The organism is Pseudomonas sp. MUP55, assembly GCF_034043515.1.
Lineage (GTDB): Bacteria > Pseudomonadota > Gammaproteobacteria > Pseudomonadales > Pseudomonadaceae > Aquipseudomonas.
The window spans coordinates 2,306,566-2,330,851 of sequence record NZ_CP138214.1; the positions used below are offsets into that span (position 1 = coordinate 2,306,566).

At 62.8% G+C, this 24,286-nt stretch carries 19 protein-coding genes and 2 pseudogenes; 15 read left to right on the top strand and 6 right to left on the bottom strand.

Going from position 1 to position 24,286, the window contains the following annotated elements:
• Nucleotides 1-11 precede the first annotated feature (11 nt).
• From SC318_RS10530 to SC318_RS10540, 3 genes are all read left to right on the top strand, one after another.
• Nucleotides 12-1,103 carry an NADH:flavin oxidoreductase/NADH oxidase gene (locus tag SC318_RS10530; protein ID WP_124426503.1) on the top strand — a complete coding sequence of 364 codons (1,092 nt, stop codon included), beginning with the start codon at nucleotides 12-14 and terminating at the stop codon, nucleotides 1,101-1,103.
• A gap of 273 nt (nucleotides 1,104-1,376) precedes the next feature.
• Nucleotides 1,377-3,512: a TonB-dependent siderophore receptor gene (locus tag SC318_RS10535; RefSeq protein ID WP_320430729.1), complete on the top strand. Its 2,136-nt coding sequence runs from the start codon at nucleotides 1,377-1,379 to the stop codon at nucleotides 3,510-3,512.
• A gap of 415 nt (nucleotides 3,513-3,927) precedes the next feature.
• Nucleotides 3,928-4,527 carry a hypothetical protein gene (locus tag SC318_RS10540; RefSeq protein ID WP_320430730.1) on the top strand — a complete coding sequence of 200 codons (600 nt, stop codon included), beginning with the start codon at nucleotides 3,928-3,930 and terminating at the stop codon, nucleotides 4,525-4,527.
• Nucleotides 4,528-4,543: 16 nt separating this feature from the next.
• On the opposite strand, the gene SC318_RS10545 is transcribed toward SC318_RS10540, so the two are convergent.
• Together SC318_RS10545 and SC318_RS10550 are read right to left on the bottom strand one after the other, a co-directional pair.
• Nucleotides 4,544-5,266 (bottom strand): FadR/GntR family transcriptional regulator, encoded by a 723-nt coding sequence (locus SC318_RS10545; protein WP_306492607.1) that lies wholly within the window; start codon nucleotides 5,264-5,266, stop codon nucleotides 4,544-4,546.
• A gap of 48 nt (nucleotides 5,267-5,314) precedes the next feature.
• Nucleotides 5,315-7,051: an IlvD/Edd family dehydratase gene (locus SC318_RS10550; RefSeq protein WP_104502532.1), complete on the bottom strand. Its 1,737-nt coding sequence runs from the start codon at nucleotides 7,049-7,051 to the stop codon at nucleotides 5,315-5,317.
• Nucleotides 7,052-7,243: 192 nt separating this feature from the next.
• Between SC318_RS10550 and SC318_RS10555 the strand changes: the two genes are divergently transcribed.
• The 7 genes from SC318_RS10555 to araH all read left to right on the top strand — a co-directional run bounded on the left by SC318_RS10555 (nucleotide 7,244) and on the right by araH (nucleotide 15,663).
• On the top strand, nucleotides 7,244-8,566 hold the full coding sequence (locus SC318_RS10555) for an MFS transporter (protein ID WP_320430731.1): 1,323 nt from the start codon (nucleotides 7,244-7,246) through the stop codon (nucleotides 8,564-8,566).
• A 15-nt stretch (nucleotides 8,567-8,581) separates the two neighbouring features.
• Entirely contained in the window at nucleotides 8,582-9,571 is a 990-nt protein-coding gene (araD1, locus tag SC318_RS10560; RefSeq protein ID WP_320430732.1) for an AraD1 family protein, read from the top strand.
• A gap of 11 nt (nucleotides 9,572-9,582) precedes the next feature.
• Nucleotides 9,583-11,163 carry an aldehyde dehydrogenase (NADP(+)) gene (locus SC318_RS10565; protein ID WP_320430733.1) on the top strand — a complete coding sequence of 527 codons (1,581 nt, stop codon included), beginning with the start codon at nucleotides 9,583-9,585 and terminating at the stop codon, nucleotides 11,161-11,163.
• A gap of 16 nt (nucleotides 11,164-11,179) precedes the next feature.
• Nucleotides 11,180-12,043: an SMP-30/gluconolactonase/LRE family protein gene (locus SC318_RS10570; RefSeq protein ID WP_320430734.1), complete on the top strand. Its 864-nt coding sequence runs from the start codon at nucleotides 11,180-11,182 to the stop codon at nucleotides 12,041-12,043.
• A gap of 138 nt (nucleotides 12,044-12,181) precedes the next feature.
• Complete coding sequence (locus SC318_RS10575) at nucleotides 12,182-13,186, top strand: substrate-binding domain-containing protein (RefSeq protein WP_320430735.1); 1,005 nt, start codon at nucleotides 12,182-12,184, stop codon at nucleotides 13,184-13,186.
• Nucleotides 13,183-14,685, top strand: a complete 1,503-nt coding sequence (gene araG / locus SC318_RS10580; protein WP_320430736.1) for an L-arabinose ABC transporter ATP-binding protein AraG — start codon at nucleotides 13,183-13,185, stop codon at nucleotides 14,683-14,685. Before SC318_RS10575 ends, araG begins: the two co-directional genes overlap by 4 nt.
• 9 nt (nucleotides 14,686-14,694) lie before the next feature.
• Entirely contained in the window at nucleotides 14,695-15,663 is a 969-nt protein-coding gene (gene araH, locus SC318_RS10585) for an L-arabinose ABC transporter permease AraH (RefSeq protein WP_306492614.1), read from the top strand.
• 115 nt (nucleotides 15,664-15,778) lie between these two features.
• Here araH and SC318_RS10590 read toward each other — a convergent pair whose 3' ends face one another.
• Nucleotides 15,779-16,927 (bottom strand): aldose epimerase family protein, encoded by a 1,149-nt coding sequence (locus SC318_RS10590; protein WP_320430737.1) that lies wholly within the window; start codon nucleotides 16,925-16,927, stop codon nucleotides 15,779-15,781.
• Between the two features lie 138 nt (nucleotides 16,928-17,065).
• Here SC318_RS10590 and SC318_RS10595 point away from each other — a divergent pair, with 138 nt between their 5' ends.
• The 4 genes and pseudogenes from SC318_RS10595 to SC318_RS10610 all read left to right on the top strand — a co-directional run.
• Nucleotides 17,066-17,833, top strand: a complete 768-nt coding sequence (locus SC318_RS10595; protein WP_320430738.1) for an SDR family NAD(P)-dependent oxidoreductase — start codon at nucleotides 17,066-17,068, stop codon at nucleotides 17,831-17,833.
• Between the two features lie 106 nt (nucleotides 17,834-17,939).
• Nucleotides 17,940-18,776 carry a glutathione-dependent disulfide-bond oxidoreductase gene (yghU, locus tag SC318_RS10600; protein WP_320430739.1) on the top strand — a complete coding sequence of 279 codons (837 nt, stop codon included), beginning with the start codon at nucleotides 17,940-17,942 and terminating at the stop codon, nucleotides 18,774-18,776.
• Nucleotides 18,777-18,902: 126 nt separating this feature from the next.
• A pseudogene (locus tag SC318_RS10605) lies at nucleotides 18,903-19,013 on the top strand (glutathione-dependent disulfide-bond oxidoreductase); the annotation flags it as partial.
• A 126-nt stretch (nucleotides 19,014-19,139) separates the two neighbouring features.
• Nucleotides 19,140-19,250: pseudogene (locus SC318_RS10610) on the top strand (glutathione-dependent disulfide-bond oxidoreductase); the annotation flags it as partial.
• 114 nt (nucleotides 19,251-19,364) lie between these two features.
• Here SC318_RS10610 and SC318_RS10615 read toward each other — a convergent pair.
• From SC318_RS10615 to SC318_RS10625, 3 genes are read right to left on the bottom strand one after another with little or no spacing between them, the layout of a single operon-like run.
• Nucleotides 19,365-20,291, bottom strand: coding sequence for a sugar ABC transporter substrate-binding protein (locus SC318_RS10615; RefSeq protein WP_320430740.1), 927 nt, complete (start codon nucleotides 20,289-20,291; stop codon nucleotides 19,365-19,367).
• 18 nt (nucleotides 20,292-20,309) lie between these two features.
• A complete protein-coding gene (locus SC318_RS10620; protein ID WP_320431213.1) occupies nucleotides 20,310-21,056 on the bottom strand; it encodes a TIM barrel protein in 747 nt (248 codons plus the stop codon).
• 29 nt (nucleotides 21,057-21,085) lie between these two features.
• Nucleotides 21,086-22,090, bottom strand: a complete 1,005-nt coding sequence (locus SC318_RS10625; RefSeq protein WP_320430741.1) for a Gfo/Idh/MocA family oxidoreductase — start codon at nucleotides 22,088-22,090, stop codon at nucleotides 21,086-21,088.
• A 184-nt stretch (nucleotides 22,091-22,274) separates the two neighbouring features.
• On the opposite strand from SC318_RS10625, the gene SC318_RS10630 reads away from it, so the two are divergent.
• Nucleotides 22,275-24,245 (top strand): sigma-54 interaction domain-containing protein, encoded by a 1,971-nt coding sequence (locus SC318_RS10630; protein ID WP_320430742.1) that lies wholly within the window; start codon nucleotides 22,275-22,277, stop codon nucleotides 24,243-24,245.
• The last annotated feature ends 41 nt before the right edge of the window (nucleotides 24,246-24,286 follow it).

A 24,286-nucleotide genomic window follows, 5' to 3' on the forward strand; every position in this document is an offset into this window, starting at 1 on the left:
CGGAGTATCAGATGTCCGCCTTGTTCGAACCGTTCAAACTCAAAGACGTTACCTTGCGCAATCGCATTGCCATTCCGCCGATGTGCCAGTACATGGCTGACGACGGCATGGTCAACGACTGGCACCACGTGCACCTGGCCGGCATGGCCCGTGGCGGTGCCGGGCTGCTGGTGGTCGAGGCCACTGCGGTTGCGCCTGAAGGGCGTATCACCCCGGGCTGCGCCGGGATCTGGAGCGACGCCCATGCCGAGGCGTTCGTGCCGATGGTCAAGGCCATCAAGGCGGCCGGCTCCGTACCGGGTATCCAGATTGCCCACGCCGGTCGCAAAGCCAGCGCCAACCGTCCGTGGGAAGGCGACGACCACATCCCGGCCTCCGATGCCCGCAGCTGGGAAACCATCGCCCCGTCGGCGATTGCGTTTGGTGCGAACCTGCCCAATGTACCGCGTGCCATGACCCTGGATGACATCGCCCGCGTCCAGCAGGACTTCGTCGACGCCGCCCGTCGCGCCCGTGACGCAGGTTTTGAATGGATCGAGCTGCACTTCGCCCACGGCTACCTGGGCCAGAGCTTTTTCTCCGAACACTCCAACCAGCGTACCGACGCCTACGGTGGCAGCTTCGACAACCGCAGCCGTTTCCTTTTGGAAACCCTGGCGGCCGTGCGTGAAGTCTGGCCGGAAAACCTGCCGCTCACCGCACGCTTCGGTGTGATCGAATACGACGGCCGCGATGAGCAGACCCTCACCGAGTCCATCGAGCTGGCCCGCCGCTTCAAGGCCGGTGGCCTGGACCTGCTGAGCGTCAGCGTCGGCTTCACCATTCCCGACACCAACATCCCGTGGGGCCCGGCGTTCATGGGGCCGATTGCCGAACGTGTGCGCCGTGAGGCGGGCATTCCGGTGACCTCGGCGTGGGGTTTTGGTACACCGCAACTGGCCGAAGGCGCGCTGCAGGCCGGGCATCTTGATTTGGTGTCGGTAGGCCGTGCGCACTTGGCTGATCCGCATTGGGCGTACTTTGCGGCCAAGGAGCTGGGTGTCGAGAAGTCGTCCTGGACCTTGCCGGCGCCTTACGCGCACTGGCTGGAACGCTATCGCTGAGCTAGCGACTCGGTAAAACTGTGGGAGGGGGCTTGCCCCCGATGGCGGTGGGTCAGTGCCAGATAGGCTGGCTGATGCACCGCCATCGGGGGCAGGCCCCCTACCACATTTGGTTTATGTGCATCAGGAATACTGCGCCGCTGGGTACAAAGCAGATACGCGAAAAATAACGAATGAGAATGGATATCAAACGAGAATGGCTTGATATATGATGCGCGGCGATTTATTGGCAGGTATGCCGCCCCATCTGGCTCATTCACTAGGTTCACATTCATGCGTCGTACCCTGATTTACATCTGTGTGCTCCAGGCGTTTTCCCCTTTGGCCTGGGCAGAGGATGCTCCGGCTGAAAAAACCAGTATCGAGCTGCAAGCGACCAACGTGACCGCTGCTGAGCAGTTTGAGTCGGCTCTGGGGCCGGTGCAGGGCTACCATGCCACACGATCAGCCAGTGCGACGCGCACCGACACCTCGATTCACGAAACCCCGCAGTCCATCAGCGTAGTGTCCAAAGACGTGGTGGAAGACATCGGCGCGACACGCCTGCAGGATGCGCTCGACTATGCTGGCGGTGTCGGTCGGGCCAACAACTTCGGTGGCCAGGGCCTGACCACTTTCACCGTGCGTGGCTTCACCACCGGTGAGTTCTACCGCAACGGTTTCCCGATCAACCGCGGTTACCCGAACATGCCGGACGCCAATACCATCGAGCGTCTCGAAGTCTTGCGCGGGCCCGCAACCATGCTCTACGGCCGTGGCGACCCTGGCGGCACGTTCAACGTGGTGTCCAAGCAGCCGCTGACCGAACGCAGCGTGACCCTGGGCAGCCAGCTCAATGACCAGGGCATGAAGCGTGGCACCCTCGATGCCTCCGGCCCGCTGGACGAAGAAGGCCGCCTGGCCTATCGCCTGAACGTGGTGGGCGAGGGCGGCGATACCTTTCGCGATCACGTCCAGACCGAGCGTTACGGCGTGGCCCCGGTGATTACCTGGCAGGCCAGCGATGACACCAAGGTGGTCTTCGAAGGCGACTTCATGCGCAACAACCACCCGCTGGACCGTGGCCTGACGCGCTTTCCCAACCAGCGCGGCACCGCTTCGCGTGACACGTTCTGGGGCGACAAGGACGCCGGCAAGCTGCACAACGACAACAACATGGCGCAGTTGCGCTTCGAGCATGCGCTCAATGACAACTGGACCCTGGGCGGTGGTTTCCAATGGCTGGACGGCAGCTTGAAAGGCAACGCCATCGAGGCGAACGGGCCCGGCAGCCTGGGTGCCGACGGCCGCACCCTGCAGCGCAACTTCAACTACCGCAAGCTGGAGTGGACCGACAAGGACTACCAGCTCAACCTGACCGGGCATTTCTCCACGGGCGGGTTCGATCACACCCTGCTGACCGGCGTCGAGTACGAGGACTATGACTACCAGTCGATCATCCAGCGCTCCGCCGCTGCTGCGGGTACTTACCCGATCGACATCTTCAACCCGGTGTACGGCCAAACCCGTCCGGCGCTGACCCGCACGCCGACCCACGATAAGGAAAACCTCAAGACCTACGCGGCCTTCGTGCAGGACCAGGTGGCCCTGACCGAGCGCTTGAAAGTGCTGGCCGGCGCTCGCTTCGAACGGTTCGAGCATGATTACCAAACCTACGTGTCAGGCGCTAAAAACTGGCAGGCCGCCGACAATGCCGTCACCCCGCGTGTGGGCGTGATGTACGACCTGACAGACACCGTCGCGGTCTACGCCGATGCCGCGCGCTCGTTCAAGCCCAACACTGGCGCGAGCCGCGAGGGCGGTGGTTTCGCGCCGGAAAAAGGCAAGTCCTATGAGATGGGCATCAAGTGGGAAGCGCTTGACCGCCAACTGAGCGTTGACGCCGCGATCTACCAGATCGAGAAGAAAAACGTGCTGGCTACCGACCCGCTCGACAACACCTTGAGCGTCGCGACCGGCCAGGTGCGCAGTCGCGGGTTCGACCTCAACGTGGCGGGCAACCTCACGCCGCAGTGGCGCGTGATCGGCGGCTACGCCTACGTGGACGCCGAAGTTACCCGCGACACCACCCTGCGCGCCGGCACACGCTTGATGAACATCCCGCGCAACAGTTTCAGCCTGCTCAACGTCTACGAATTCCAGGATGGCGCCCTCAAGGGCCTGGGCCTGGGCGCCGGTGGCAAATACGTCGACCAGCGCGCCGGGCAGACCGCCAACACAGCGTTTTCGATGGACGCCTACACCGTGGTCGACCTGCTGGGCTACTACAAGGTCAACGAACAGGTGCGCCTGAACCTGGACGTGAAAAACCTATTCAACCGCGAGTATGAGGAAGGGGCATTCGGCAATATCTACGCCTACCCAGGCGCACCACGCACCGTGCAGGTCGGTATTTCCTACACCCTGTAACGCTACACACAGTTCCAAATGTGGGAGGGGGCTTGCCCCCGATAGCGGAGTGCCAGTCGATCCATCAGTGGCTGATCCACCGCCATCGGGGGCAAGCCCCCTCCCACATTTGGAGTTTTTGATCGTTCCCACGCTCTGCGTGGGAATGCCTCCTGGGACGCTCCGCGTTCCGCCACCGCTGTAAATTTCGGCAATTGCGCACGGGTGACACAGAGCGTCACGGCTGCATTCCCACGCGGGAGCGTGGGAACGATCGTAGGGTCATCAAGAGAGTTGCTTCACATGGGGCTCTGCACACCTGTCAGCTTTGACAGTAGACAGTTGGCAACGATGGCGGGATGTTTACCCGTAACGTGCCAGCGTAGCCGTTGGCGCTCACTGCTTTTCGAAGCCACGCTTAATAGGGATATTAAAAATGGAACGGGAATCGCCGGGTAAACCTGATGAACTCATCAAAAAAACCAACGACGCCGAGCGTCTGTTCACCCGCTACGCCACCAAGTGCTACACCTCGTCCTTGCAAAAGTACGCCAAGGAAATCAGCGAAACGTCCTACACCTACCTGCTGGCCGAGCTGGCCGAGAGTTCGTTGAGCTCCGAAATACTCGGACGACCGGGGGCCAATATCAGCCTGGTCAGGATCGAGATAGAAGAGGTCATGGTCGAGGCCGACGTGATCAAGAAATTGAAACGGGCCGAAACCCACTATCTGGAAACCCTGGAGTCGGTGCGCAAATTCGAGGACCTCAAGCGTTTCGAAAAAATGCAGGACACCTCCGATATCGTTCGCTCCATCAAGCTGGGCGTGTCGCGTTTCAATATCCTGTTCGTCATCCTGCTGATCGGCGGATTGACGTGGGCGGCGATCAATTTGCCTAAAGAAGCCCTGGCGCTGATTTCTGCGGCGATCGGCGGCGCCATTACGCACCTGTTGTCAGAGCGCCAGGCGGTGCTGGCGCTGAAAAAAGAGGGTGATAACACCTGCCCCAGAGCCAACACCAATAGTCAGGACTGAGGGCAGCAGCGCCAGGCTACAACGGCGTCAACACATTCATCACCGTATCCAGCGCCACTCGCGTGTCATCCAGCTGCACCAGCGAGGCGTGCCGCGCACCCAGGGCGTCGCGGTTCTGGATGGCGGTGAGGATCGCCTTGTGCCGGGGCAGGCTCAGGCCCTGGATGTCCGGGCGGCGGTTGGTGATGTTGATCGATTCGCGCAACGGCAGCGACAGCATGTTGCACATATAGGCGAGCAGGTCGTTGCGGGTGGCGTCGGCAATGGCGCGGTGAAAGTCCAGGTCGGCCTGCAACAGTTCGTCGTGGGTCTTGGCGGTTTCCATGCCCTGGTAGGCTTTTTCGATGGTGGCGATGTCTTCATCGGTGGCGGTGGTCGCGGCCATGGCGGCGATTTCCGGTTCGAGAATACGGCGCACCCCGGCCAGGGTGTTGAAGAACTCACTGTGGGGCGTGGACTGCATCAACCAGGACAGCACGTCCGGGTCGAGCAGGTGCCATTTCAAGCGCGGCCGCACCACGGCGCCCACCCGGGGCTTGGAATACACCAGGCCCTTGGCGCTGAGCACCCGCGTCGCCTCGCGCAACACCGAACGGCTGACCTTGTATTCCTCGCACAGCGTGGCTTCCATGGGCAGTCTTTCTTCCGGCTTGAAGCGCCCGGAAACGATGTGCATGCCCAACTCCTGAACGATCTGGGCATGCATGCTCTTGCGCGGCTTGGGCGGCTGGTGATCCATAACGACGGGCAGGCTCTGGCTTAAATTCGCCGCATCATAGCATCCCAATTAGTGGGAATGCCGTGGGACTTCGGCGCCACGGCAGCCCACCAGGAAATCAAAGTCGCAGCCCTGGTCGGCCTGCAGTACATGGTCGATGTACAGCTGGCGATAACCGCCGACGATGAGTTTTTCGGTGGGCGCCAGGTCCGCCATGCGCGCCGCCAGCTCGGCGTCGGGGATGTCCAGGTGCAAGCGCCCATTGGCGCAGTCCAGTTCGATCCAGTCGCCTTCCTTCACGGCCGCCAATGGCCCGCCCGCAGCGGCTTCCGGTGCCACGTGCAGCACCACCGTGCCGTACGCCGTGCCGCTCATGCGCGCGTCGGAAATGCGCACCATGTCAGTCACGCCCTGGGCCAGCAACTTGGCCGGCAGCCCCATGTTGCCGACTTCGGCCATGCCTGGGTAACCCTTGGGCCCGCAGTTTTTCATGACCAGGATCGAGTTGGCGTCCACGTCCAGCTCCGGATCGTTGATGCGTGCCTTGTACATGTCGAAGTTTTCGAACACCACCGCGCGGCCACGGTGCTGCATCAGCTCTGCGCTGGCGGCGGACGGCTTGAGGACCGCGCCCAGGGGTGCCAGGTTGCCGCGCAACACGCAGATACCGCCGTCGGCGCGGATCGGGTTGTCGAGGGTGCGGATCACTTCGTCCTGGCCGTAGATCGGTGAGTCCTTGGTGTTCTCGCCCAGCGACTTGCCGTTGACGGTCAAGGCGTTCGGATGCGGGATCAGGTCGGCTTCGCCCAGGCGGCGCAGTACCGCAGGCAGGCCGCCGGCGTAGTAGAACTCTTCCATCAGGAAGCGCCCCGAGGGCTGCAGGTCAACGATGGTTGGCATGCCACGGCCGATGCGGGTCCAGTCATCCAGGTCCAGTTCCACGCCGATACGGCCGGCGATGGCTTTCAAGTGAATCACCGCGTTGGTCGAGCCGCCAATGGCTGCGTTTACCCGGATCGCGTTCTCGAAGGCTTCCTTGGTGAGGATCTTCGACAGCTTCAAGTCTTCGCGCACCATTTCCACCGCGCGCATGCCCGACATGTGCGCCAGTACATAGCGCCGTGCATCCACCGCCGGAATCGCCGCGTTGTGGGGCAGGGAAGTGCCGAGGGCCTCGGCCATGCAGGCCATGGTCGACGCGGTGCCCATGGTGTTGCAGGTACCCGCCGAGCGCGACATGCCGCCTTCGGCCGCGAGGAAGTCATCCAGCGTAATAGTGCCGGCCTTGACCTGCTCGCTGAGCTGCCACACCACCGTGCCCGAGCCGATGTCCTGGCCCTTGTGCTTGCCGTTGAGCATCGGCCCGCCGGTAACGACGATGGCCGGTACGTCACAACTGGCGGCGCCCATCAGCAGCGCCGGGGTGGTTTTGTCGCAGCCGGTCAGCAGTACCACGCCATCGATCGGGTTGCCGCGAATGGCTTCTTCCACGTCCATGCTCGCCAGGTTGCGGGTCAGCATGGCGGTGGGGCGCAGGTTGGATTCGCCGTTGGAGAACACCGGGAATTCCACCGGGAAGCCACCGGCTTCGATCACGCCGCGTTTGACGTGCTCGGCGATCTGGCGGAAATGCGCGTTGCACGGGGTCAGCTCCGACCAGGTATTGCAGATGCCGATGATCGGCTTGCCATGGAACTGATGGTCGGCAATGCCCTGGTTCTTCATCCAGCTGCGGTACATGAAGCCGTTCTTGTCGGCGGTACCGAACCACTGGGCGGAGCGTAGGCCGGGCTTTTTATCAGACATGATCGATTCTCTTATTGTATGACTATATGTTCTGAGCGTGGTTAAACATAAGCGCAAAATCGCTGCTTTGGAAGAGTTGTTTTGCAAATAGTCCTACTATATAGTTCTTCTCAACTGAGGTATGACCCTGGCGGATTTCCGCGAGAGGCGTCCCCCGAGCTTCTATAAAAACAACAAATCGGAGATCGACCCATGAGCCAGGAATTGCGGCTTATTCGGCGCATCACGCTGAAACTGATTCCCTTCCTGATCCTGCTGTACCTGATCGCCTACGTGGACCGTTCAGCCGTGGGCTTCGCCAAGCTGCACATGGGCGCTGACGTCGGCATCGGCGATGCGGCCTATGGCCTGGGCGCCGGGTTGTTCTTCATTGGCTACTTCCTGTTCGAGATTCCCAGCAACCTGATGCTCGACCGCTTCGGCGCGCGGCGCTGGTTCGCCCGCATCATGATCACCTGGGGCACCATCACCATCGGCATGGCCTTCGTGCAGGGGCCGCACAGCTTCTATGTGATGCGCTTTCTGCTCGGCGCGGCCGAGGCGGGGTTCTTTCCGGGCGTGCTTTATTACATTACGCAGTGGTTCCCGGTGCGCCACCGCGGCAAGATCCTCGGGCTGTTCATCCTCTCCCAACCCATTGCCATGATGATCACCGGCCCCGTGTCCGGCGGCCTGCTGGGCCTGGACGGCACCCTTGGCCTGCACGGCTGGCAGTGGCTGTTCATCGTGATCGGCACCCCGGCGATCCTGCTGACCTGGCCGGTACTGCGCTACCTGCCGGACGGCCCCAAGCAGGTCAACTGGATGAGCGAGGACGAGAAAGCCTGGCTCACCGGTGAGTTGAACAAAGACCTGCAAGCCTACGGCCAGACCCGCCACGGCAACCCGCTGCATGCCCTCAAGGACAAGCGCGTGCTGCTGCTGGCGCTGTTCTACCTGCCGGTGACCTTGAGCATCTATGGCCTGGGCCTGTGGTTGCCGACCTTGATCAAGCAGTTCGGCGGCAGTGACCTGACCACCGGTTTCATCTCCGCCGTGCCCTATATCTTCGGCATCATCGGCCTGCTGATCATCCCGCGCAGTTCCGACCGCCTGAATGACCGCTATGGCCACCTCGCCGTGCTTTATGTACTCGGCGCCATCGGCCTGTTTTCAAGCGCCTGGCTGAACGCGCCGGTGCTGCAGATGGCGGCGCTGTGCCTGGCTGCCTTTGCGATGTTTTCCTGCACGGCAGTGTTCTGGACCTTGCCGGGCCGCTTCTTCGCCGGTGCCAGTGCGGCGGCCGGTATCGCCTTGATCAACTCGGTGGGCAACCTCGGCGGCTACATCGGCCCGTTCGTGATTGGTGCGCTCAAGGAATACACCGGCAACCTGGCCTCGGGCTTGTACTTCTTGTCCGGCGTGATGCTGTTCGGGCTGGTGCTGACCTTGGTGGTCTACCACCTGCTGGAGCGCAAGCATGTGCTGCCCGCCGACCAATTCGCCGCCAGCGCCCGTGGCGCTACACGTACTTAATTCAGGAGAAATGGCATGCGTTTAGTTCAGTTCGAGTTGCCCAACGGCGAACGCCGCGTCGGCGTAGTGCAAGGCACACAGCTGCGCGAAGTTCAGGCTGCGCGCAGCGTGCGCGAGTTGGCCCTGGCCGCCATCGAAGCCGGGGTTGGCCTGGAGCAGCAGGTGAACAGCCTTGGCCTGGGCGACAGCCACGACTACGCCGCTCTGCTGGCCGACCTCAAGGTACTGCCGCCGTTGGATCACCCGGACCCTGCGCACATGCTGATCAGCGGCACCGGCCTGACCCACCTGGGCAGCGCCTCGGCGCGGGACAAAATGCACCAGGCCGGCGACGACACCGCCTTGACCGACACCATGCGCATCTTCAAATGGGGCGTTGAGGGCGGCAAGCCAGCCGCCGGCCAGGCAGGCGTGCAACCGGAGTGGTTCTACAAGGGCGACGGCAGCACCGTTGTCCGCCCTGGCGCCGCCTTCCCGGTACCGCCATTTGCCGAAGACGCGGGCGAAGAGCCGGAAATCGGCGGCCTCTACGTGATCGGCCCCGACAGCAAGCCTTATCGCGTGGGCTTTGCGGTAGGTAACGAGTTCTCCGACCATGTGATGGAACGCAAGAACTACCTGTACCTGGCCCATTCCAAACTGCGCAGTTGCAGCTACGGGCCGGAATTGCGCGTGGGCGAGTTGCCCCAGCATCTGGCAGGCACCAGCCGCATCCTGCGCAACGGCGAAGAAATCTGGCGGAACGAATTCCTCAGCGGCGAGGCCAATATGTGCCACAGCCTGGAAAACCTCGAATACCACCACTTCAAATACCGCCAGTTCCTCAAGCCCGGCGATGTGCACATTCACTTCTTCGGCACCGCCACCTTGTCATTTGCCGACGGTATACGTACCCAGGCCGGCGATGTGTTCGAGATCACCCAGGCTGAATTCGGCGCGCCGCTGGTCAACCGTGTCGGCAGCAGTGATGCGGCATTCGAACCCGGCAACGTCATTACCCTTTAAAGGAGAGCCCCATGCCTCAGTTTCTTGGCCACAACTACATCGGCGGCCAGCGCAGCGCCAACGGCAGCATCACGCTGCAAAGCGTCTACGCGGCCACCGGCGAAGCCTTGCCCCAGAATTTCTATCAGGCGACCCCACAGGAAGTCGATGCCGCCGCCAAGGCTGCCGCCGCAGCTTACCCGGCTTACCGCGCCTTGAGCGCTGCGCGCCGGGCACAGTTTCTCGATGCGATCGCCGATGAGCTGGACGCGTTGGGCGATGATTTCGTTGAACTGGTCTGCCGCGAAACGGCGCTGCCGGCGGCGCGTATCAAAGGCGAACGCGGGCGCACCAGCGGCCAGATGCGCCTGTTCGCCACCGTGTTGCGCCGTGGTGATTTCTACGGCGCGCGTATCGACAAGGCCCTGCCGGATCGCCAGCCACTGCCACGCCCGGACCTGCGCCAATACCGCATCGGCCTGGGCCCGGTCGCGGTGTTTGGCGCCAGTAACTTTCCCCTGGCATTTTCCACCGCCGGCGGCGATACCGCGGCTGCACTGGCGGCGGGTTGCCCGGTGGTATTCAAGGCCCACAGCGGGCATATGGCGACGGCGGAGCAGGTGGCCGATGCGATCATCCGCGCCGCGCAAGCCACCGAAATGCCGGCGGGCGTGTTCAACATGATCTTCGGCGGCGGCGTGGGCGAAGCGCTGGTCAAGCATCCGGCAATCCAGGCTGTCGGCTTTACCGGCTCGCTCAAGGGCGGCCGCGCGCTGTGCGACATGGCCGCAGCCCGCCCGCAACCGATCCCGGTGTTTGCCGAGATGTCCAGCATCAACCCGGTCATCGTGCTGCCACAGGCGCTGGCGGCACGCTCCGAAAGCGTTGCCCGCGACCTGACCGCCTCGGTGGTGCAGGGCTGCGGCCAATTCTGCACCAACCCCGGCCTGGTGATCGGTATCGCATCGCCGGCGTTCAGCGCATTCACGCAACAAGTCGCGCAACTGATCGGCGAGCAACCGGCGCAAACCATGCTCAACGCGGGCACCCTGGGCAGCTACGGCAAGGGCCTGGAAAAACTCCTGTCCCACCCAGGCATCAAGCATCTGGCGGGCAACCCGCAATCGGGCAACCAGGCCCAGCCGCAGTTGTTCAAGGCTGAGGTGGGCCTGTTGATCGACGGCGATGAGGTGCTGCAGGAAGAAGTGTTCGGCCCGACCACGGTGTTCGTCGAAGTCGCCGACCAGGCCCAACTCAGCGCGGCCTTGCATGGACTGCACGGGCAGTTGACCGCCACCATCATTGGCGAACCGGCCGACCTGCAACAGTTCGCCGAGCTGACGCCGCTGCTGGAGCAGAAAGTCGGGCGCATCCTGCTCAACGGCTATCCCACCGGTGTGGAAGTCTGCGATTCGATGGTGCACGGCGGGCCATACCCGGCCACCTCCGATGCCCGTGGTACCTCGGTCGGCACCTTGGCCATCGATCGTTTCCTGCGCCCGGTGTGCTTCCAGAACTACCCTGATAGCCTGCTGCCCGACGCGCTGAAAAACGCCAACCCGTTGCGTATCCAGCGGCTGGTGGATGGCGCGCCGTCTCGAGAATCGCTGTAACGCATCAGGAGGCTTCATGTCGTTGAGCGCAGTCACCCCACACCGTGCGCGGTTGGGCGAAGGGCCGTTCTGGGATATCCCGTCCCAGGCCCTGTATTGGGTGGACATCGCCGCCAGGCAGGCCCTGCGCCTGATGGACGGGCAGTTGCGCGTGTGGCAATTGCCCGAGCACGTCTCGGCGTTCATCCCCTGTGAAAGCGGGGATGCGCTGGTGACCCTGAGCAGCGGTGTGTACCGCCTGGACTTGACCACCGAAGCCCTGACCCTGCTGTGCGTAGCCGACCCGCACGCGGGCAACCGTGGCAACGAAGCGCGCTGTGATGCCCAGGGCCGGCTGTGGCTGGGCACCATGCAGAACAATATCGGGGAGCAGGGCGAAGACCTGCCCATCACCCGGCGCTCCGGTGGCCTGTTCCGTGTCGATGCCGATGCGCGGGTCACGCCGTTGCTGACCGGCCTGGGCATTCCCAACACGTTGCTTTGGAACGAGGAGGGCAGCCAGGTGCATTTCGGCGACAGCATGGACGGCACGCTCTATCAGCATTCGATCCGGTCCGACGGCCAGCTCGAACCCGCCCAGGTGTGGTTCGCACCTCACGAACGCGGCGGGCCGGACGGCTCGGCCATGGACAGCGAGGGCTACATCTGGAATGCCCGTTGGGACGGCAGCTGCCTGTTGCGCCTGACACCCTCGGGTGAAGTGGATCGCATCATCGAACTGCCCGTCAGCCGTCCCACCAGTTGCGTGTTCGGTGGGCCCGACCTCACCACGTTGTATATCACTAGCGCCGCGAGCCCCTTGGATCACCCCCTGGACGGTGCGGTGCTGGCCATAGAAGTTGATGTCCCTGGAAAACCTTGCACTCGCTTTGCCGGATAAACCCTGTAGGAGCGGGCTTGCCCGCGAAAAACGTCAACGATAACGCGTTCATCCTGGATGAACGCGGTGCTCTCAGGTTTTTCGCGAGCAAGCTCGCTCCTACAAAAAAACACAAAACAACAACAAGGAGTCACCCGCATGAATCGTCGTCCTGGTTTGCGTTCCCTGTGCTGCGCCGCTGTGGCGGTCTCGGCCATGAGCTTGAGCGGCCTGCTGCTGGCCGCTGAAGAAGTGAAGATCGGCTTTCTGGTCAAACAGGCGGAAGAACCCTGGTTTCAAACCGAATGGGCTTTTGCCGAAAAAGCCGGCAAGGAGCACGGTTTCACGGTAATCAAGATCGCCGTGCCGGACGGTGAGAAGACCCTCTCGGCCATCGACAGCCTGGCCGCCAACGGCGCCAAGGGCTTTGTGATCTGCCCGCCGGACGTATCGCTGGGCCCGGCGATTGTCGCCAAGGCCAAGGTCAACGGCTTGAAAGTCATCGCTGTGGACGACCGCTTCGTCGATGCCAAGGGCAACTTCATGGAGGACGTGCCGTACCTGGGCATGGCCGCCTTCGAAGTGGGCCAGAAGCAGGGCGCCGCGATGGCCGCCGAAGCGAAAAAACGCGGCTGGGACTGGAAGGACACTTACGCGGTGATCAACACCTTCAATGAACTGGACACCGGCAAGAAACGCACCGACGGCTCGATCAAATCCCTGGAAGAAGCCGGCATTCCCAAGGACCACATCCTCACCGCCGCGCTTAAAACCCTCGACGTTCCGGGCAGCATGGACGCCACCAACTCGGCCCTGGTCAAACTGCCCAGCGGCGCGAAAAACCTGATCATCGGCGGCATGAACGACAACACCGTGCTCGGCGGCGTACGCGCGACCGAAAGTGCCGGTTTCGCGGCGGCCAACGTGATCGGCATCGGCATCAATGGCACCGACGCCATCGGCGAATTGAAGAAAGCCAACAGCGGTTTCTTCGGCTCGATGCTGCCTAGCCCGCACATCGAGGGCTACAACACCGCACTGATGATGTACGAGTGGGTCACCAAGGGCACCGAACCGCCCAAGTACACCGCCATGGACGAAGTGACCTTGATCACCCGCGACAACTTCCAGGCCGAACTGACCAAGATCGGGCTGTGGAAATGACCGCTGCAGCCCTTCGTTTTGACGCAATCGGCAAAACCTTTCCTGGGGTCAAGGCGCTGGATGGCATCAGCTTCACCGCCCACCCCGGGCAAGTGCATGCGTTGATGGGCGAGAACGGTGCGGGTAAATCGACGCTGCTGAAGATCCTCGGCGGCGCCTATATTCCCAGCACCGGCTCGGTGCAGATCGGCGAGCAGGTAATGGCCTTCAAATGCGCCGCCGACAGCATTGCCAGCGGCGTTGCGGTGATTCACCAGGAGTTGCACCTGGTGCCGGAAATGACCGTCGCCGAGAACCTGTTCCTGGGGCATATGCCGTCGCGCTTTGGCGTGGTCAACCGCGGCCTGCTGCGCCAGCAAGCGCTGGCGTGCCTCAAGGGCCTGGCCGATGAGATCGACCCTGAAGAGAAGCTTGGTCGCCTGTCCCTGGGCCAGCGCCAATTGGTGGAAATCGCCAAGGCGCTGTCCCGTGGCGCCCATGTGATCGCTTTCGATGAGCCGACCAGCAGCCTTTCGGCCCGGGAAATCGACCGTTTGATGGCGATCATCACGCGCCTGCGCGACGAGGGCAAAGTGGTGCTCTACGTGTCGCACCGCATGGAGGAGGTGTTCCGTATCTGCAATGCGGTCACGGTGTTCAAGGATGGGCGTTTTGTGCGCACCTTCGATGACATGAGCGCGCTCAGCCATGACCAGTTGGTGACCTGCATGGTCGGCCGCGATATCCAGGACATCTACGATTACCGCCCGCGCGAGCACGGCGAAGTCGCGTTGAAGGTCGACGGCCTGCTGGGAACCGGCTTGCGCGAACCGATCAGCTTCCAGGTACGCAAAGGCGAAATTCTCGGCCTGTTCGGGCTGGTGGGGGCAGGGCGCACCGAGCTGCTGCGCTTGCTCAGTGGCCTGGAACGCGCCAGTGCGGGCAGCCTGGAACTGTGCGGCGAGCCCCTGCAGTTGCGCACGCCCCGTGATGCGATTGCCGCCGGCGTGCTGTTGTGCCCCGAGGACCGCAAGAAGGAGGGCATCATTCCGCTGTCCAGTGTTGCCGAGAACATCAACATCAGTGCCCGTGGCGCGCATTCCACGTTTGGCTGGCTGTTGCGCGACGGCTGGGAAAAAGGCAACGCCGATCACCAGATCAAGGCGATGAAGGTCAAGACCCCGAACGCGGCGCAGAAGATCATGTACTTGTCCGGAGGCAACCAGCAAAAGGCCATTCTTGGCCGCTGGCTGTCGATGCCGATGAAGGTGCTGCTGCTGGACGAACCGACCCGTGGCATCGATATCGGCGCCAAGGCCGAGATCTACCAGATCATCCATAACCTCGCGGCGCAAGGCATTGCGGTGATCGTGGTGTCCAGCGACCTGATGGAAGTCATGGGCATTTCCGACCGCATCTTGGTGCTGTGCGAAGGCGCCATGCGCGGTGAACAACTGCGCGCACACGCGACTGAATCCAACCTGCTGCAGCTGGCCTTGCCGCGCGGCGTGGCGAACTGAGAGACGACCATGACCATTCAAAACAACGCGTTGCCTTCGGCACGCAAACCCCTCGATATGCGCGCGTTGCTCGACAACTGGGCGATGCTGCTGGCGGCGGTGGGCATCTTTGTCCTGTGCGCCTTGCTGGTCGATAACTTCCTCTCGCCGCTGAACATGCGCGGGCTGGGCCTGGCGATTTCCACCGTGGGGATTGCGGCGTGCACCATGCTGTTCTGCCTGGCTTCCGGGCACTTCGACCTGTCGGTGGGTTCGGTGATTGCCTGCGCCGGTGTGGTGGCAGCGATCGTGATGCGCGATACCGACAGCGTGATGCTGGGCATCGGCGCGGCGCTGTTGATGGGCCTGATGGTGGGGCTGATCAACGGCATCGTGATTGCCAAGCTGCGGGTCAACGCATTGATCACCACCCTGGCGACCATGCAGATCGTGCGCGGCCTGGCCTATATCTTTGCCGACGGCAAAGCGGTGGGCGTGTCCCAGGATCAATTCTTCGTGTTCGGCAACGGCCAACTGTTCGGCGTGCCGGTGCCGATCCTGATCACCATCGTGTGCTTCCTGTTCTTCGGCTGGTTGCTCAACTACACCACCTACGGGCGCAACACCATGGCCATCGGCGGCAACCCGGAAGCGGCATTACTGGCGGGTGTCAATGTCGATCGCACCAAGATCCTGATCTTCGCCGTGCACGGCCTGATCGGCGCGTTGGCCGGGGTGATCCTCGCCTCGCGCATGACTTCCGGCCAACCGATGATCGGCCAGGGTTTCGAACTGACGGTGATCTCGGCCTGTGTGCTGGGTGGGGTGTCGTTGAGTGGCGGGATTGGCATGATCCGGCATGTGATTGCCGGCGTGTTGATCCTGGCGATCATCGAGAATGCGATGAACCTGAAGAACATTGATACCTTCTACCAGTACGTGATCCGCGGTTCCATCCTGCTGCTGGCGGTGGTCATCGACCGCATGAAACAACGCTGAACCCAAGTCATCTGGAGATCAAATGTGGGAGGGGGCTTGCCCCCGATGAGGGCGTGTCAGTACATGCATCTGTAACTGACACACCGCTATCGGGAGCAAGCCCCCTCCCACAGTGTCAGTTAGCGGAGAACTTGAAGACGGTGTTCTGGGTGTAGGTCTGCCCGGGATTCAGGCGGGTTGAGGCAAAGGTGGGCTGGTTAGGCGCATCCGGAAAATGCTGGGTCTCCAAGGTGAACCCACTCCAGTGCTGATAGGTCTTGCCGCCCTTGCCCTTCACCGAACCGTCCAGGAAGTTACTGGTGTAGAACTGCACGCCCGGTTCGCTGGTGTAGAGCTGCAAACGGCGGCCCGACTCGGGGTCATGCACGTCGGCTGCGAGCTGTTTCACATCGCCCTTGGTGTCCAGCGCCCAGTTGAAGTCGAACCCGCCCTGTTTCGGCTCGGCAAACTTGAGTTGCGGATGGTCGGCCTTGATGTGCTGACCGATGGCGGTAGGCTTGAGGAAGTCCATCGGCGTGCCCTTGACCGGCGCCAGTTCGCCGGTGGGGATCAGGGTGGCGTTTACCGGTGTGTAGTGGCTGGCATGCAAGGTGGCGACCTGCTTGAGAATGTCGCCGTTACCCGCGCCGGCCAGGTTGAAGTAGCTGTGGTTGGTGAGGTTGAGCACCGTCGGCTTGTCGGTGGTGGCGGTGTAGTCGATGTGCAGTTCGTTCTTGTCGTTGAGGCGGTAAGTGACCTCGGTTTTCAGGTTGCCGGGGAAACCCATCTCACCGTCCTTGGACAGGTAGGTGAGGGTGACCCCGACCGAGTCCTTGTCCTTGACCGGCTTGGCCTGCCACACCTGCTTGTCGAAGCCCTGGGCGCCGCCGTGCAGCGAGTTGGGGCCGTCGTTGAGCGGTACCTGGTAGCGTTTGCCGTCGAGTTCGAAGGCGCCGCCGGCCAGGCGATTGCCGAAGCGGCCGATGGTCGCGCCAAAGAACGCGGTACCCGCTTGATAGCCTTGCACATCGTCAAAGCCCAGCACCACGTCGTCGACCTTGCCGTGCTTGTCCGGCACCTTCAGCGACTGCAACACACCGCCGTAAGTGATCACCGTGGCTTGCATGCCATGGCTGTTGCGCAACACGTACTGTTCGACGGCGGTGCCGTCATTGGTTTTGCCGAAAGGTTTCTGCTCGCTGGTCAGGCCTGCGGCGTGGGCGCCGCCACTGGCGATCAACATGGACAGCGCCAGGCCGGACAGCAGGTATCGAGGGTGCTTCATGGTCGAACTTCCTTTTGTTGTTTTTGGATTGAATAGTTCTACTAATGTGCGATATTTCGTCACTGAGACAGCGAATTTATAGCCTTTAACGCCGATTTCGTAAAATAAAATAAGACTAATTGATCGAGGCATCACGTTATGAGTACTGAGCAAGCCCTGTATCCCGACCTCAAGGGCAAGACCGTATTGATCTCCGGCGGGGCTTCCGGAATCGGTGAGTTCATGGTGCGGGCGTTCGCCGCCCAGGGCGCCAAGGTGGCCTTCGTGGACCGCGCGCAAAGTCAGGGCGAACGCCTGGCCGCACTGTTGAACTCCAAGGGGCACACCGTTGAGTTCGAATGCTGCGATATCACCGATGAAATCGGCTACCGCGCCGCCATCGGCCGCTTCGAGCATTCCCTCGGCCCCATCACGGTGCTGGTGAACAACGCCGCCAACGATGTGCGCCATACCTTGGATGAAATCGACTCGGAAATGTTCGATCGGCTGATTGCAGTCAACCTCAAGCACGCGTTCTTTGCCGCCAAGGCGGTGGTGCCGATGATGAAACAGGCCGGTGGCGGCTCGATCATCAACCTGGGCTCCGTCGGCTGGATGATGGCCTCCGCCGGCTACCCGGTGTACGCCGCCAGCAAGGCCGCCGCCCACGGCATGACCCGCGGCCTGGCACGGGAGCTGGGGCCGCACCATATTCGCGTCAATACCCTGGTGCCAGGCTGGGTGATGACGGAAAAACAGCTGGCGATGTGGGTGGACGACGCCGCCCGTGAACTGATCGCCCGCAGCCAGTGCCTGCCGGGCAGCGTGATGCCCGAGCATATCGCCAACATGGCGCTGTTCCTGGCTTCGGATGCATCGGCGATGTGCTCGGCGCAGAACTTCATCGTCGACGGCGGTTGGGTGTAACACCTCTACTGCGCGGTTTATGCGGTGCCGGGGCTATCTGAATTCGAGCCAGTCGGTAAGATGGGCCACGAATGCGTTGATCCCCAGCACCTCAGGAGCAGTGAGCATGTCCGATTCATCCAGCTATGTCCCACCCAAGGTCTGGACCTGGGACGCCGAAAGCGGCGGCACCTTCGCCAGCATCAACCGGCCCATCGCCGGCGCTACCCACGACAAGGCGCTGCCGGTCGGCAAACACCCCTTGCAGCTGTATTCCCTGGCCACGCCCAATGGGCAGAAGGTCACGATCCTGCTTGAAGAACTGCTGGCGCTCGGGCACTCGGGGGCCGAATACGATGCCTGGCTGATCAAGATCGGCGACGGCGACCAGTTCGGCAGCGGCTTCGTGGCGGTGAACCCAAACTCCAAGATTCCGGCGTTGATGGACCACAGCGGTACGGCGCCGATTCGCGTGTTCGAGTCGGGCGCAATCCTGCAGTACCTGGCCGAGAAATTCGGTGCGTTTTTGCCCACCGAACCTGCCGCCCGTGCCGAATGCCTGTCCTGGCTGTTCTGGCAGATGGGCAGCGCGCCTTACCTGGGTGGCGGTTTTGGGCATTTCTACGCGTATGCGCCGAGCAAGATGGAATATCCGATCAATCGCTTTGCCATGGAAACCAAGCGCCAGCTGGATGTGCTGGACAAGCGCCTGGCGGTCAGCGAATACATTGCCGGTGATGACTACACCATTGCCGATATCGCCATCTGGCCGTGGTACGGCGGGTTGGTGAAAGGGCGGTTGTATGGCGCGGCGGAGTTTCTGTCGGTGCATGAATACCCGAACGTCATGCGCTGGGCCGATGCCATCGATGCGCGGCCGGCGGTGCAGCGTGGGCGGCGGGTGAATCGCGTTTCGGGCGACGATCAGTTGCCCGAACGCCACAGCGCCAGCGATCTGGATTGAAATGTGGGAGGGGGCTTGCCCGTGCAGTTGATCGCTCCCACGCTCTGCGTGGGAGCGCCCCCTGGGACGCTCCGCGTCCCGCCGTGTGACGCAGAGCGTCACGGGCTGCATTCCCACGCGGGAGCGTGGGAACGAGCCATCGATGCGCGGCCGGCGGTGCAGCGTGGGCGGCGGGTGAATCGCGTTTCGGGTGACGATCAGTTGGCCGAGCGCCATAGTGCGGGCGAGCTGGATTGAAATATGGGAGGGGGCTTGCCCGTGCAGTTGATCGCTCCCACGCTCTGCGTGGGAGCGCCCCCTGGGACGCTCCGCGTCCTGCCGTGCGACGCAGAGCGTCACGGGCTGCATTCCCACGCGGGAGCGTGGGAACGAGCTATCGATGCGCGGCCGGCGGTGCAGCGTGGGCGGCGGGTGAATCGCGTTTCGGGTGACGATCAGTTGGCCGAGCGCCATAGTGCGGGCGAGCTGGATTGAAATGTGGGAGGGGGCTTGCCCCCGATGGCGGAGTGTCAGTCACTGTAGTTGTTGACTGACCCACTGCCATCGGGGGCGAGCCCCCTCCCACATTTGGATCTTCTTGGCTTCGATTTATTTGTAGCGTTGCTCGAACACCGCCACCTGCTCAGGCTTGATCAGCTCGAAGGGCACCCACACCTGCGCTTCGATCGGCTCGCCCTTGATCATCCGCACCGCTGCCTGTAGCGCTTGAGTCGCCTGGGCTTTCGGGTCCTGGAACACCGATGCGGTGAGGGCGCCGCGCCGGATCGCCGCCAAGCCGTCGGGCAGGCCATCGATGCCGACAATCGCCACTTCGCCTTTGCTCTTGCCGGCTTGCTGCAGGGCCATGGCCGCACCAATCGCCATTTCATCGTTGTTGGCCACAATCGCATCGAACTGCGTGCCCGCCAGCAGCCAGTTGCTGGTCAGGTCCATGGCCTTGCTGCGTTGCCATTCGGCACTTTGCTGCTCGACGATCCTGATCCCGGGAAACTCCGTGAGCACCTGCTTGGCGCCTTCAGTGCGGTCATGGGTGGCGTTCTGCGCCAGGTCACCCATGATGATCGCCACGTTGCCCTTGCCGCCGAGTTTTTCCGCGAGGTAGCGCATCTGCAATTGCCCGGCTTCGATATCGTTGGACGCCACGGTCACCACCCCCTTGGGCAGCGTGGGTTGATCGGGATGGCGGTTGACGTACACCAATGGCTTGTTGGCAGCCACGGCGGCGCGCGTCATGTTGGCGGTGGCGGCGGTGTCCACCGGCAGCACGATGACCGCGTCGACGTTCTGGTTGAGAAACCCTTCGACCTGGTTGAGCTGGCGCACCACGTCGCCCTGGGCGTCTTCGAACTGGATCTGCACGTCCTGTTGCTTGGCGGCCGCTTCAAGGCCGGTGCGCACGTAGGTCATGAAGTTATCGTCGACCCGCGCGATGCTCACGCCGATGCGGTACGCGGCGAAGGTCCATTGGCTGAACAGCAGCAACAGGGTGGCAACCATCAATGAGTAGCGATGCATGGGGTATTCCTCTTGTTGTTATAGGGTGAATGCCTGGCGGAAACGCTCCAGGGCCGCTTCGCTGTCGCCGCTGGCCCAGCCTTCCAGGCCGACCACGCCGCTGTAGCCGATGGCATGCAACGCCCGGGCGATTGCCGGGTAATGGATTTCGCCGGTGCCGGGCTCCTGGCGCCCGGGCACGTCCGCCACCTGGATTTCACCGATGGCGCTGCCGGCGCGCTGGATCAGTTCGATCAGGTTTCCTTCGCCAATCTGCGCGTGGTAAAGGTCCAGGTTCATCTTCACGTGCGGGCTGCCCACCGCTTCGATCAGCGCCAGGGTTTCGTCGGCACGGGCGAAGGGCGTGCCGGGGTGGTCGACTTCAGTGTTGAGGTTTTCCAGCAGGAACACGCGGCCGGCGTCTTCGCCCAGGCGCGCAATTTTTTCCAGCGTCTTGCAGGCGCTCAGCCACATGCGCCCGGTGGTGCGGCTGACGGGTTGCACCGGCAGGCCGCCGTCGCCCAGGCCGGTGCCGTGCAGGTTGAGGCTGGGGCAGTTCAGACGCGCGGCGACGCCCAGTGATTCCTGTGCGCTGTGTAGCAGTTGGCGGATGCCTTCGGGGTCGGTGAGCGTGCCGCTGATGTAGCCGGTCATAGAGGTGAAGTCCGCGCCGGTTGCAGCCAGGGCGCTGATGTCCTTGTCTGTCCAGTTCCAGATTTCCGCGCTGAAGCCCAGTGCATGAATGCGTTTGACCCGTTCGACGAACGGCAGGTCGAGGAACACCATCTCGGCACTGATCGCCAGCTTGAACGGGATCACAGGTTCACCGCCGTGCCTTGCTCGCAGGCCTGGATGCACGCGCGGGCAATCGCCAGGGCGGCCCGTGCATCTTCGCCGCTGGCCAGGGGCTTGGCGCCGCTGCGCAGGCAGTCGACAAAGTGGTTGAGCTCGGCGATGTAGGCGTCGCGCAGCAGGTCGGTGTCCAGGCGCTGGGTGTCTGCCTGGATGCCTTGGGCCTGGTAGCGCACCAGGTCGGATGCCTGCACGCCGCCCATGGTCAGCATGCCGGCGCTGCCGAACACTTCACCGCGCACGTCGTAGCCATACACCGCCTGGAAGTTGGCCTCGGCGGTGGCAATCGCACCGTTATCGAAGCGGATAGTGACCACGGCGGTGTCGAGAAAGCCTTTGCTTTTGTAATCCGGGGCGATCAGGGCGTCGGCCATGACCTGCACCTGCACCGCTTCGGCACCGGGGTTGAGGTAGCGCAGGGTGTCGAAGTCGTGGATCAGGGTTTCCAGGAAAATCACCCACTGCGGTGAGGCGCCGGGGTTGTTCAGCGCCGGGTCGCGGGTGAGCGAGCGCAGCAGTTGCGGGGTGCCGATGCGACCTGCGACGACGTCGAGGTGAGCGGTGCGAAAGCTCTTGGCGAAACGCCGGTTGAAACCGACCTGCAAGGGCACGCGGGCATCGGCGGCGGCGGCGATGGCGCGGTCGGCTTCATCCAGGGTAATGGCCATGGGTTTCTCGCAAAAGATGCCCTTGCCGGCACGGGCGGCGCTGATCACCAGCTCGGCATGGCTGCGGGCAGGGGCGGCGATGAGTACGCCGTCGATTTCCGGGTCGTCGAGCAGTTGCTGGGGGTCGGTATAGACCTTGTCCACACCCAGTTCTGCCGCGAGGCGGGCGGCTTGCCCTGGGGTGGGGTCGGCTATCGCGGCAAGGCAAGCGCCTGGAATGTGGCGGGCGGCGGTCAGGCCGTGGAAGCTGCCCATGCGACCGGCACCGATCAAGCCCAGGCGGATATTTTTAGTGCTCATGTATGACCCCTTCTTATTGTTGGCCTCAGGACGGTCCTGATGGATAAGGGGACGAGAGCAAGGGCTGTGCCAATAATTAACTCACTGATATTTAAAGATATTTAACGGCGACATAAATAAACAGTGTCTATTTAAATGACATGTCTATGCTGACATGTCGAAAACATGAACATGGATACCGCTTATGAGCCCGGCGATCAGTGCGCAAGACCTCGATTACCTGACCGCGCTGGGCCCGGCCGCGCTCAATGATGGCCCCGTCGCAGCGTTGGAACAGGCGTGGCAGGCCTGCCTGGGTGGGCAGGTCCGGCGCCCGCCGCAGGTTCGTCAGATGATCTGGGATTCCTGGCGACGCAGTGTCGCGGCCGGCATCGATCCGGCGGACAGCGCTTACCGCTTTGTCGCCGCCGACGCACTGACGGCCACGCTGGCCAACCACCGGGTGCTGATCGCCGCTGCCGCGCAAGTCATGCATGGGTTGCTGGCGTACAACCCGCGCGGGCATATCAACCTCACCGATGCCGACGGCACGACCTTGTATTTCTGCGGGCTGGACATCACGCCGGTGGGCAGCCGCCTGCTTGAATCGGTCCAAGGCACCAACTGCACCGGCCTGGCGCTGGCTCAGGACCATCTGGTGTATGTGCTGGCCGAAGAAAACTTCGCCGTCGGCCTGCGTCAACGCCGCATGCATTGCGCCGCCGCGCCGATCAAGAACGCCCAGGGCCAGACCCTGGCGATGCTGACGCTCACGGCCGAGCCCGGCTGGTTTCACTTCCATACCCTGGGCACCGTCCAGGCGGCGGCGGAAGCCGTGTCCCGGCAGATGGCGTTGCAGGCGTTGCTGCAAGAGCAGCAAACCGTACTCGAAGTGCTGAACGAAGGCTTGGTGGTGCTGGATGAGCGCGGCTGCATCAAGGCGATCAATCGCTACGCACGGCAACTGTTCAATGTGGGGCTTGATGTGCTCGGCAGTCCCTTGCAGCGCCTTGGTCGCAGTGAGCTGAGCGAGGCGATGTTGCAGGGTGGCGAGAGTGTGCGCGACCTCGATTGCACCTTTCGACTGCCCGACCGCAGCCAGCTCGCCTGCCTGGTCTCGGTGTGCCCGCTGGAGCAGGGCGGGGTGATTGTGTCGGTGCGCGAAAACCGCCGCATCCGCGAAATCACCCGGCGTATTGTCGGCACCCAGGCCCGCTACACCTTTGAAACCATCCAGGGCACGTCGCGCGCGATGCAGGATGCACTGCACCTGGGGCGCATCGCCAGTCGGAGTGACTCCACCACGCTGATCCTCGGCGAAAGCGGCACCGGCAAGGAGTTATTTGCCCAGGCGATTCATAACGGCAGCGAACGTTGCAATGGCCCCTTCGTGGCGGTGAACTGCGGCGCGATTCCGCGGGACCTGGTGCAAAGCGAACTGTTCGGGCATATCGAAGGCGCCTTCACCGGCTCGGCGCGGGGCGGCTCGGCGGGCAAGTTTGAACTGGCCGATGGCGGCACGATTTTTCTCGATGAAATCGGCGACATGGCCTTCGATGCTCAGGTCAGCCTGCTGCGTGTGTTGCAGGAAGGCGAAGTGACCCGCGTCGGCGCCAAGCACTCGCGGCCGGTGAATGTGCGCATCATCGCGGCGACCCACCGTAATCTCAGCCAGGCGGTGGCCGAGGGGGCGTTTCGCGAGGACCTTTACTACCGCCTCAATGTGCTGAACATCACGGTGCCGCCCTTGCGCATGCGGCGCGACGATATCCCCTTGCTGGCGCGCTATTTCCTGCAGCGCTGCGCGCGCTCGTTGCGTAAACCGCTGCAGGGTTTCGCGCCGGATGCGTTGGCGTTGCTCTCGGCGCATGGCTGGCCGGGCAATGTGCGTGAGCTGGAAAACGCTATCGAGCGCGCGACCAACCTGGCGATGGGCGAGTGGATCCAGCCGGGGGATTTGCCGCTGGACGCCAGGCCGCGCGCCACGGCCGGCCCAAGTGCCCCACAACCGACGCAGGAGCTGAGCAGCCATGAAATGCACGCCATCGTCACGGCCCTGACGGTGACCGGCGGCAATATCCGCCTGGCCGCGCAGCAGCTGAAAGTCTCGCGGGGCGGGTTGTACAACAAGATGAGCCGGTTTGGCCTGAACGCCGCCGACTTCCGCAGTTCCTGAAAGGCCAACCAACCCAAATCCGGAGAACACCGACCGTCCCC

Bases quoted from the DNA above. Each gene is read 5' to 3' on its own strand.
- SC318_RS10555 (WP_320430731.1), top strand. From the start codon at position 7,244: ATGAGCCAGGAATTGCGGCTTATTCGGCGCATCACGCTGAAACTGATT.
- SC318_RS10550 (WP_104502532.1), bottom strand. From the start codon at position 7,051: ATGTCTGATAAAAAGCCCGGCCTACGCTCCGCCCAGTGGTTCGGTACC.
- SC318_RS10535 (WP_320430729.1), top strand. From the start codon at position 1,377: ATGCGTCGTACCCTGATTTACATCTGTGTGCTCCAGGCGTTTTCCCCT.
- SC318_RS10570 (WP_320430734.1), top strand. From the start codon at position 11,180: ATGTCGTTGAGCGCAGTCACCCCACACCGTGCGCGGTTGGGCGAAGGG.
- SC318_RS10565 (WP_320430733.1), top strand. From the start codon at position 9,583: ATGCCTCAGTTTCTTGGCCACAACTACATCGGCGGCCAGCGCAGCGCC.
- SC318_RS10625 (WP_320430741.1), bottom strand. From the start codon at position 22,090: ATGAGCACTAAAAATATCCGCCTGGGCTTGATCGGTGCCGGTCGCATG.
- SC318_RS10575 (WP_320430735.1), top strand. From the start codon at position 12,182: ATGAATCGTCGTCCTGGTTTGCGTTCCCTGTGCTGCGCCGCTGTGGCG.
- araD1 (WP_320430732.1), top strand. From the start codon at position 8,582: ATGCGTTTAGTTCAGTTCGAGTTGCCCAACGGCGAACGCCGCGTCGGC.
- SC318_RS10545 (WP_306492607.1), bottom strand. From the start codon at position 5,266: ATGGATCACCAGCCGCCCAAGCCGCGCAAGAGCATGCATGCCCAGATC.
- SC318_RS10630 (WP_320430742.1), top strand. From the start codon at position 22,275: ATGAGCCCGGCGATCAGTGCGCAAGACCTCGATTACCTGACCGCGCTG.
- SC318_RS10530 (WP_124426503.1), top strand. From the start codon at position 12: ATGTCCGCCTTGTTCGAACCGTTCAAACTCAAAGACGTTACCTTGCGC.
- SC318_RS10615 (WP_320430740.1), bottom strand. From the start codon at position 20,291: ATGCATCGCTACTCATTGATGGTTGCCACCCTGTTGCTGCTGTTCAGC.
- araG (WP_320430736.1), top strand. From the start codon at position 13,183: ATGACCGCTGCAGCCCTTCGTTTTGACGCAATCGGCAAAACCTTTCCT.
- araH (WP_306492614.1), top strand. From the start codon at position 14,695: ATGACCATTCAAAACAACGCGTTGCCTTCGGCACGCAAACCCCTCGAT.
- SC318_RS10590 (WP_320430737.1), bottom strand. From the start codon at position 16,927: ATGAAGCACCCTCGATACCTGCTGTCCGGCCTGGCGCTGTCCATGTTG.
- SC318_RS10620 (WP_320431213.1), bottom strand. From the start codon at position 21,056: ATGGTGTTCCTCGACCTGCCGTTCGTCGAACGGGTCAAACGCATTCAT.
- yghU (WP_320430739.1), top strand. From the start codon at position 17,940: ATGTCCGATTCATCCAGCTATGTCCCACCCAAGGTCTGGACCTGGGAC.
- SC318_RS10595 (WP_320430738.1), top strand. From the start codon at position 17,066: ATGAGTACTGAGCAAGCCCTGTATCCCGACCTCAAGGGCAAGACCGTA.
- SC318_RS10540 (WP_320430730.1), top strand. From the start codon at position 3,928: ATGGAACGGGAATCGCCGGGTAAACCTGATGAACTCATCAAAAAAACC.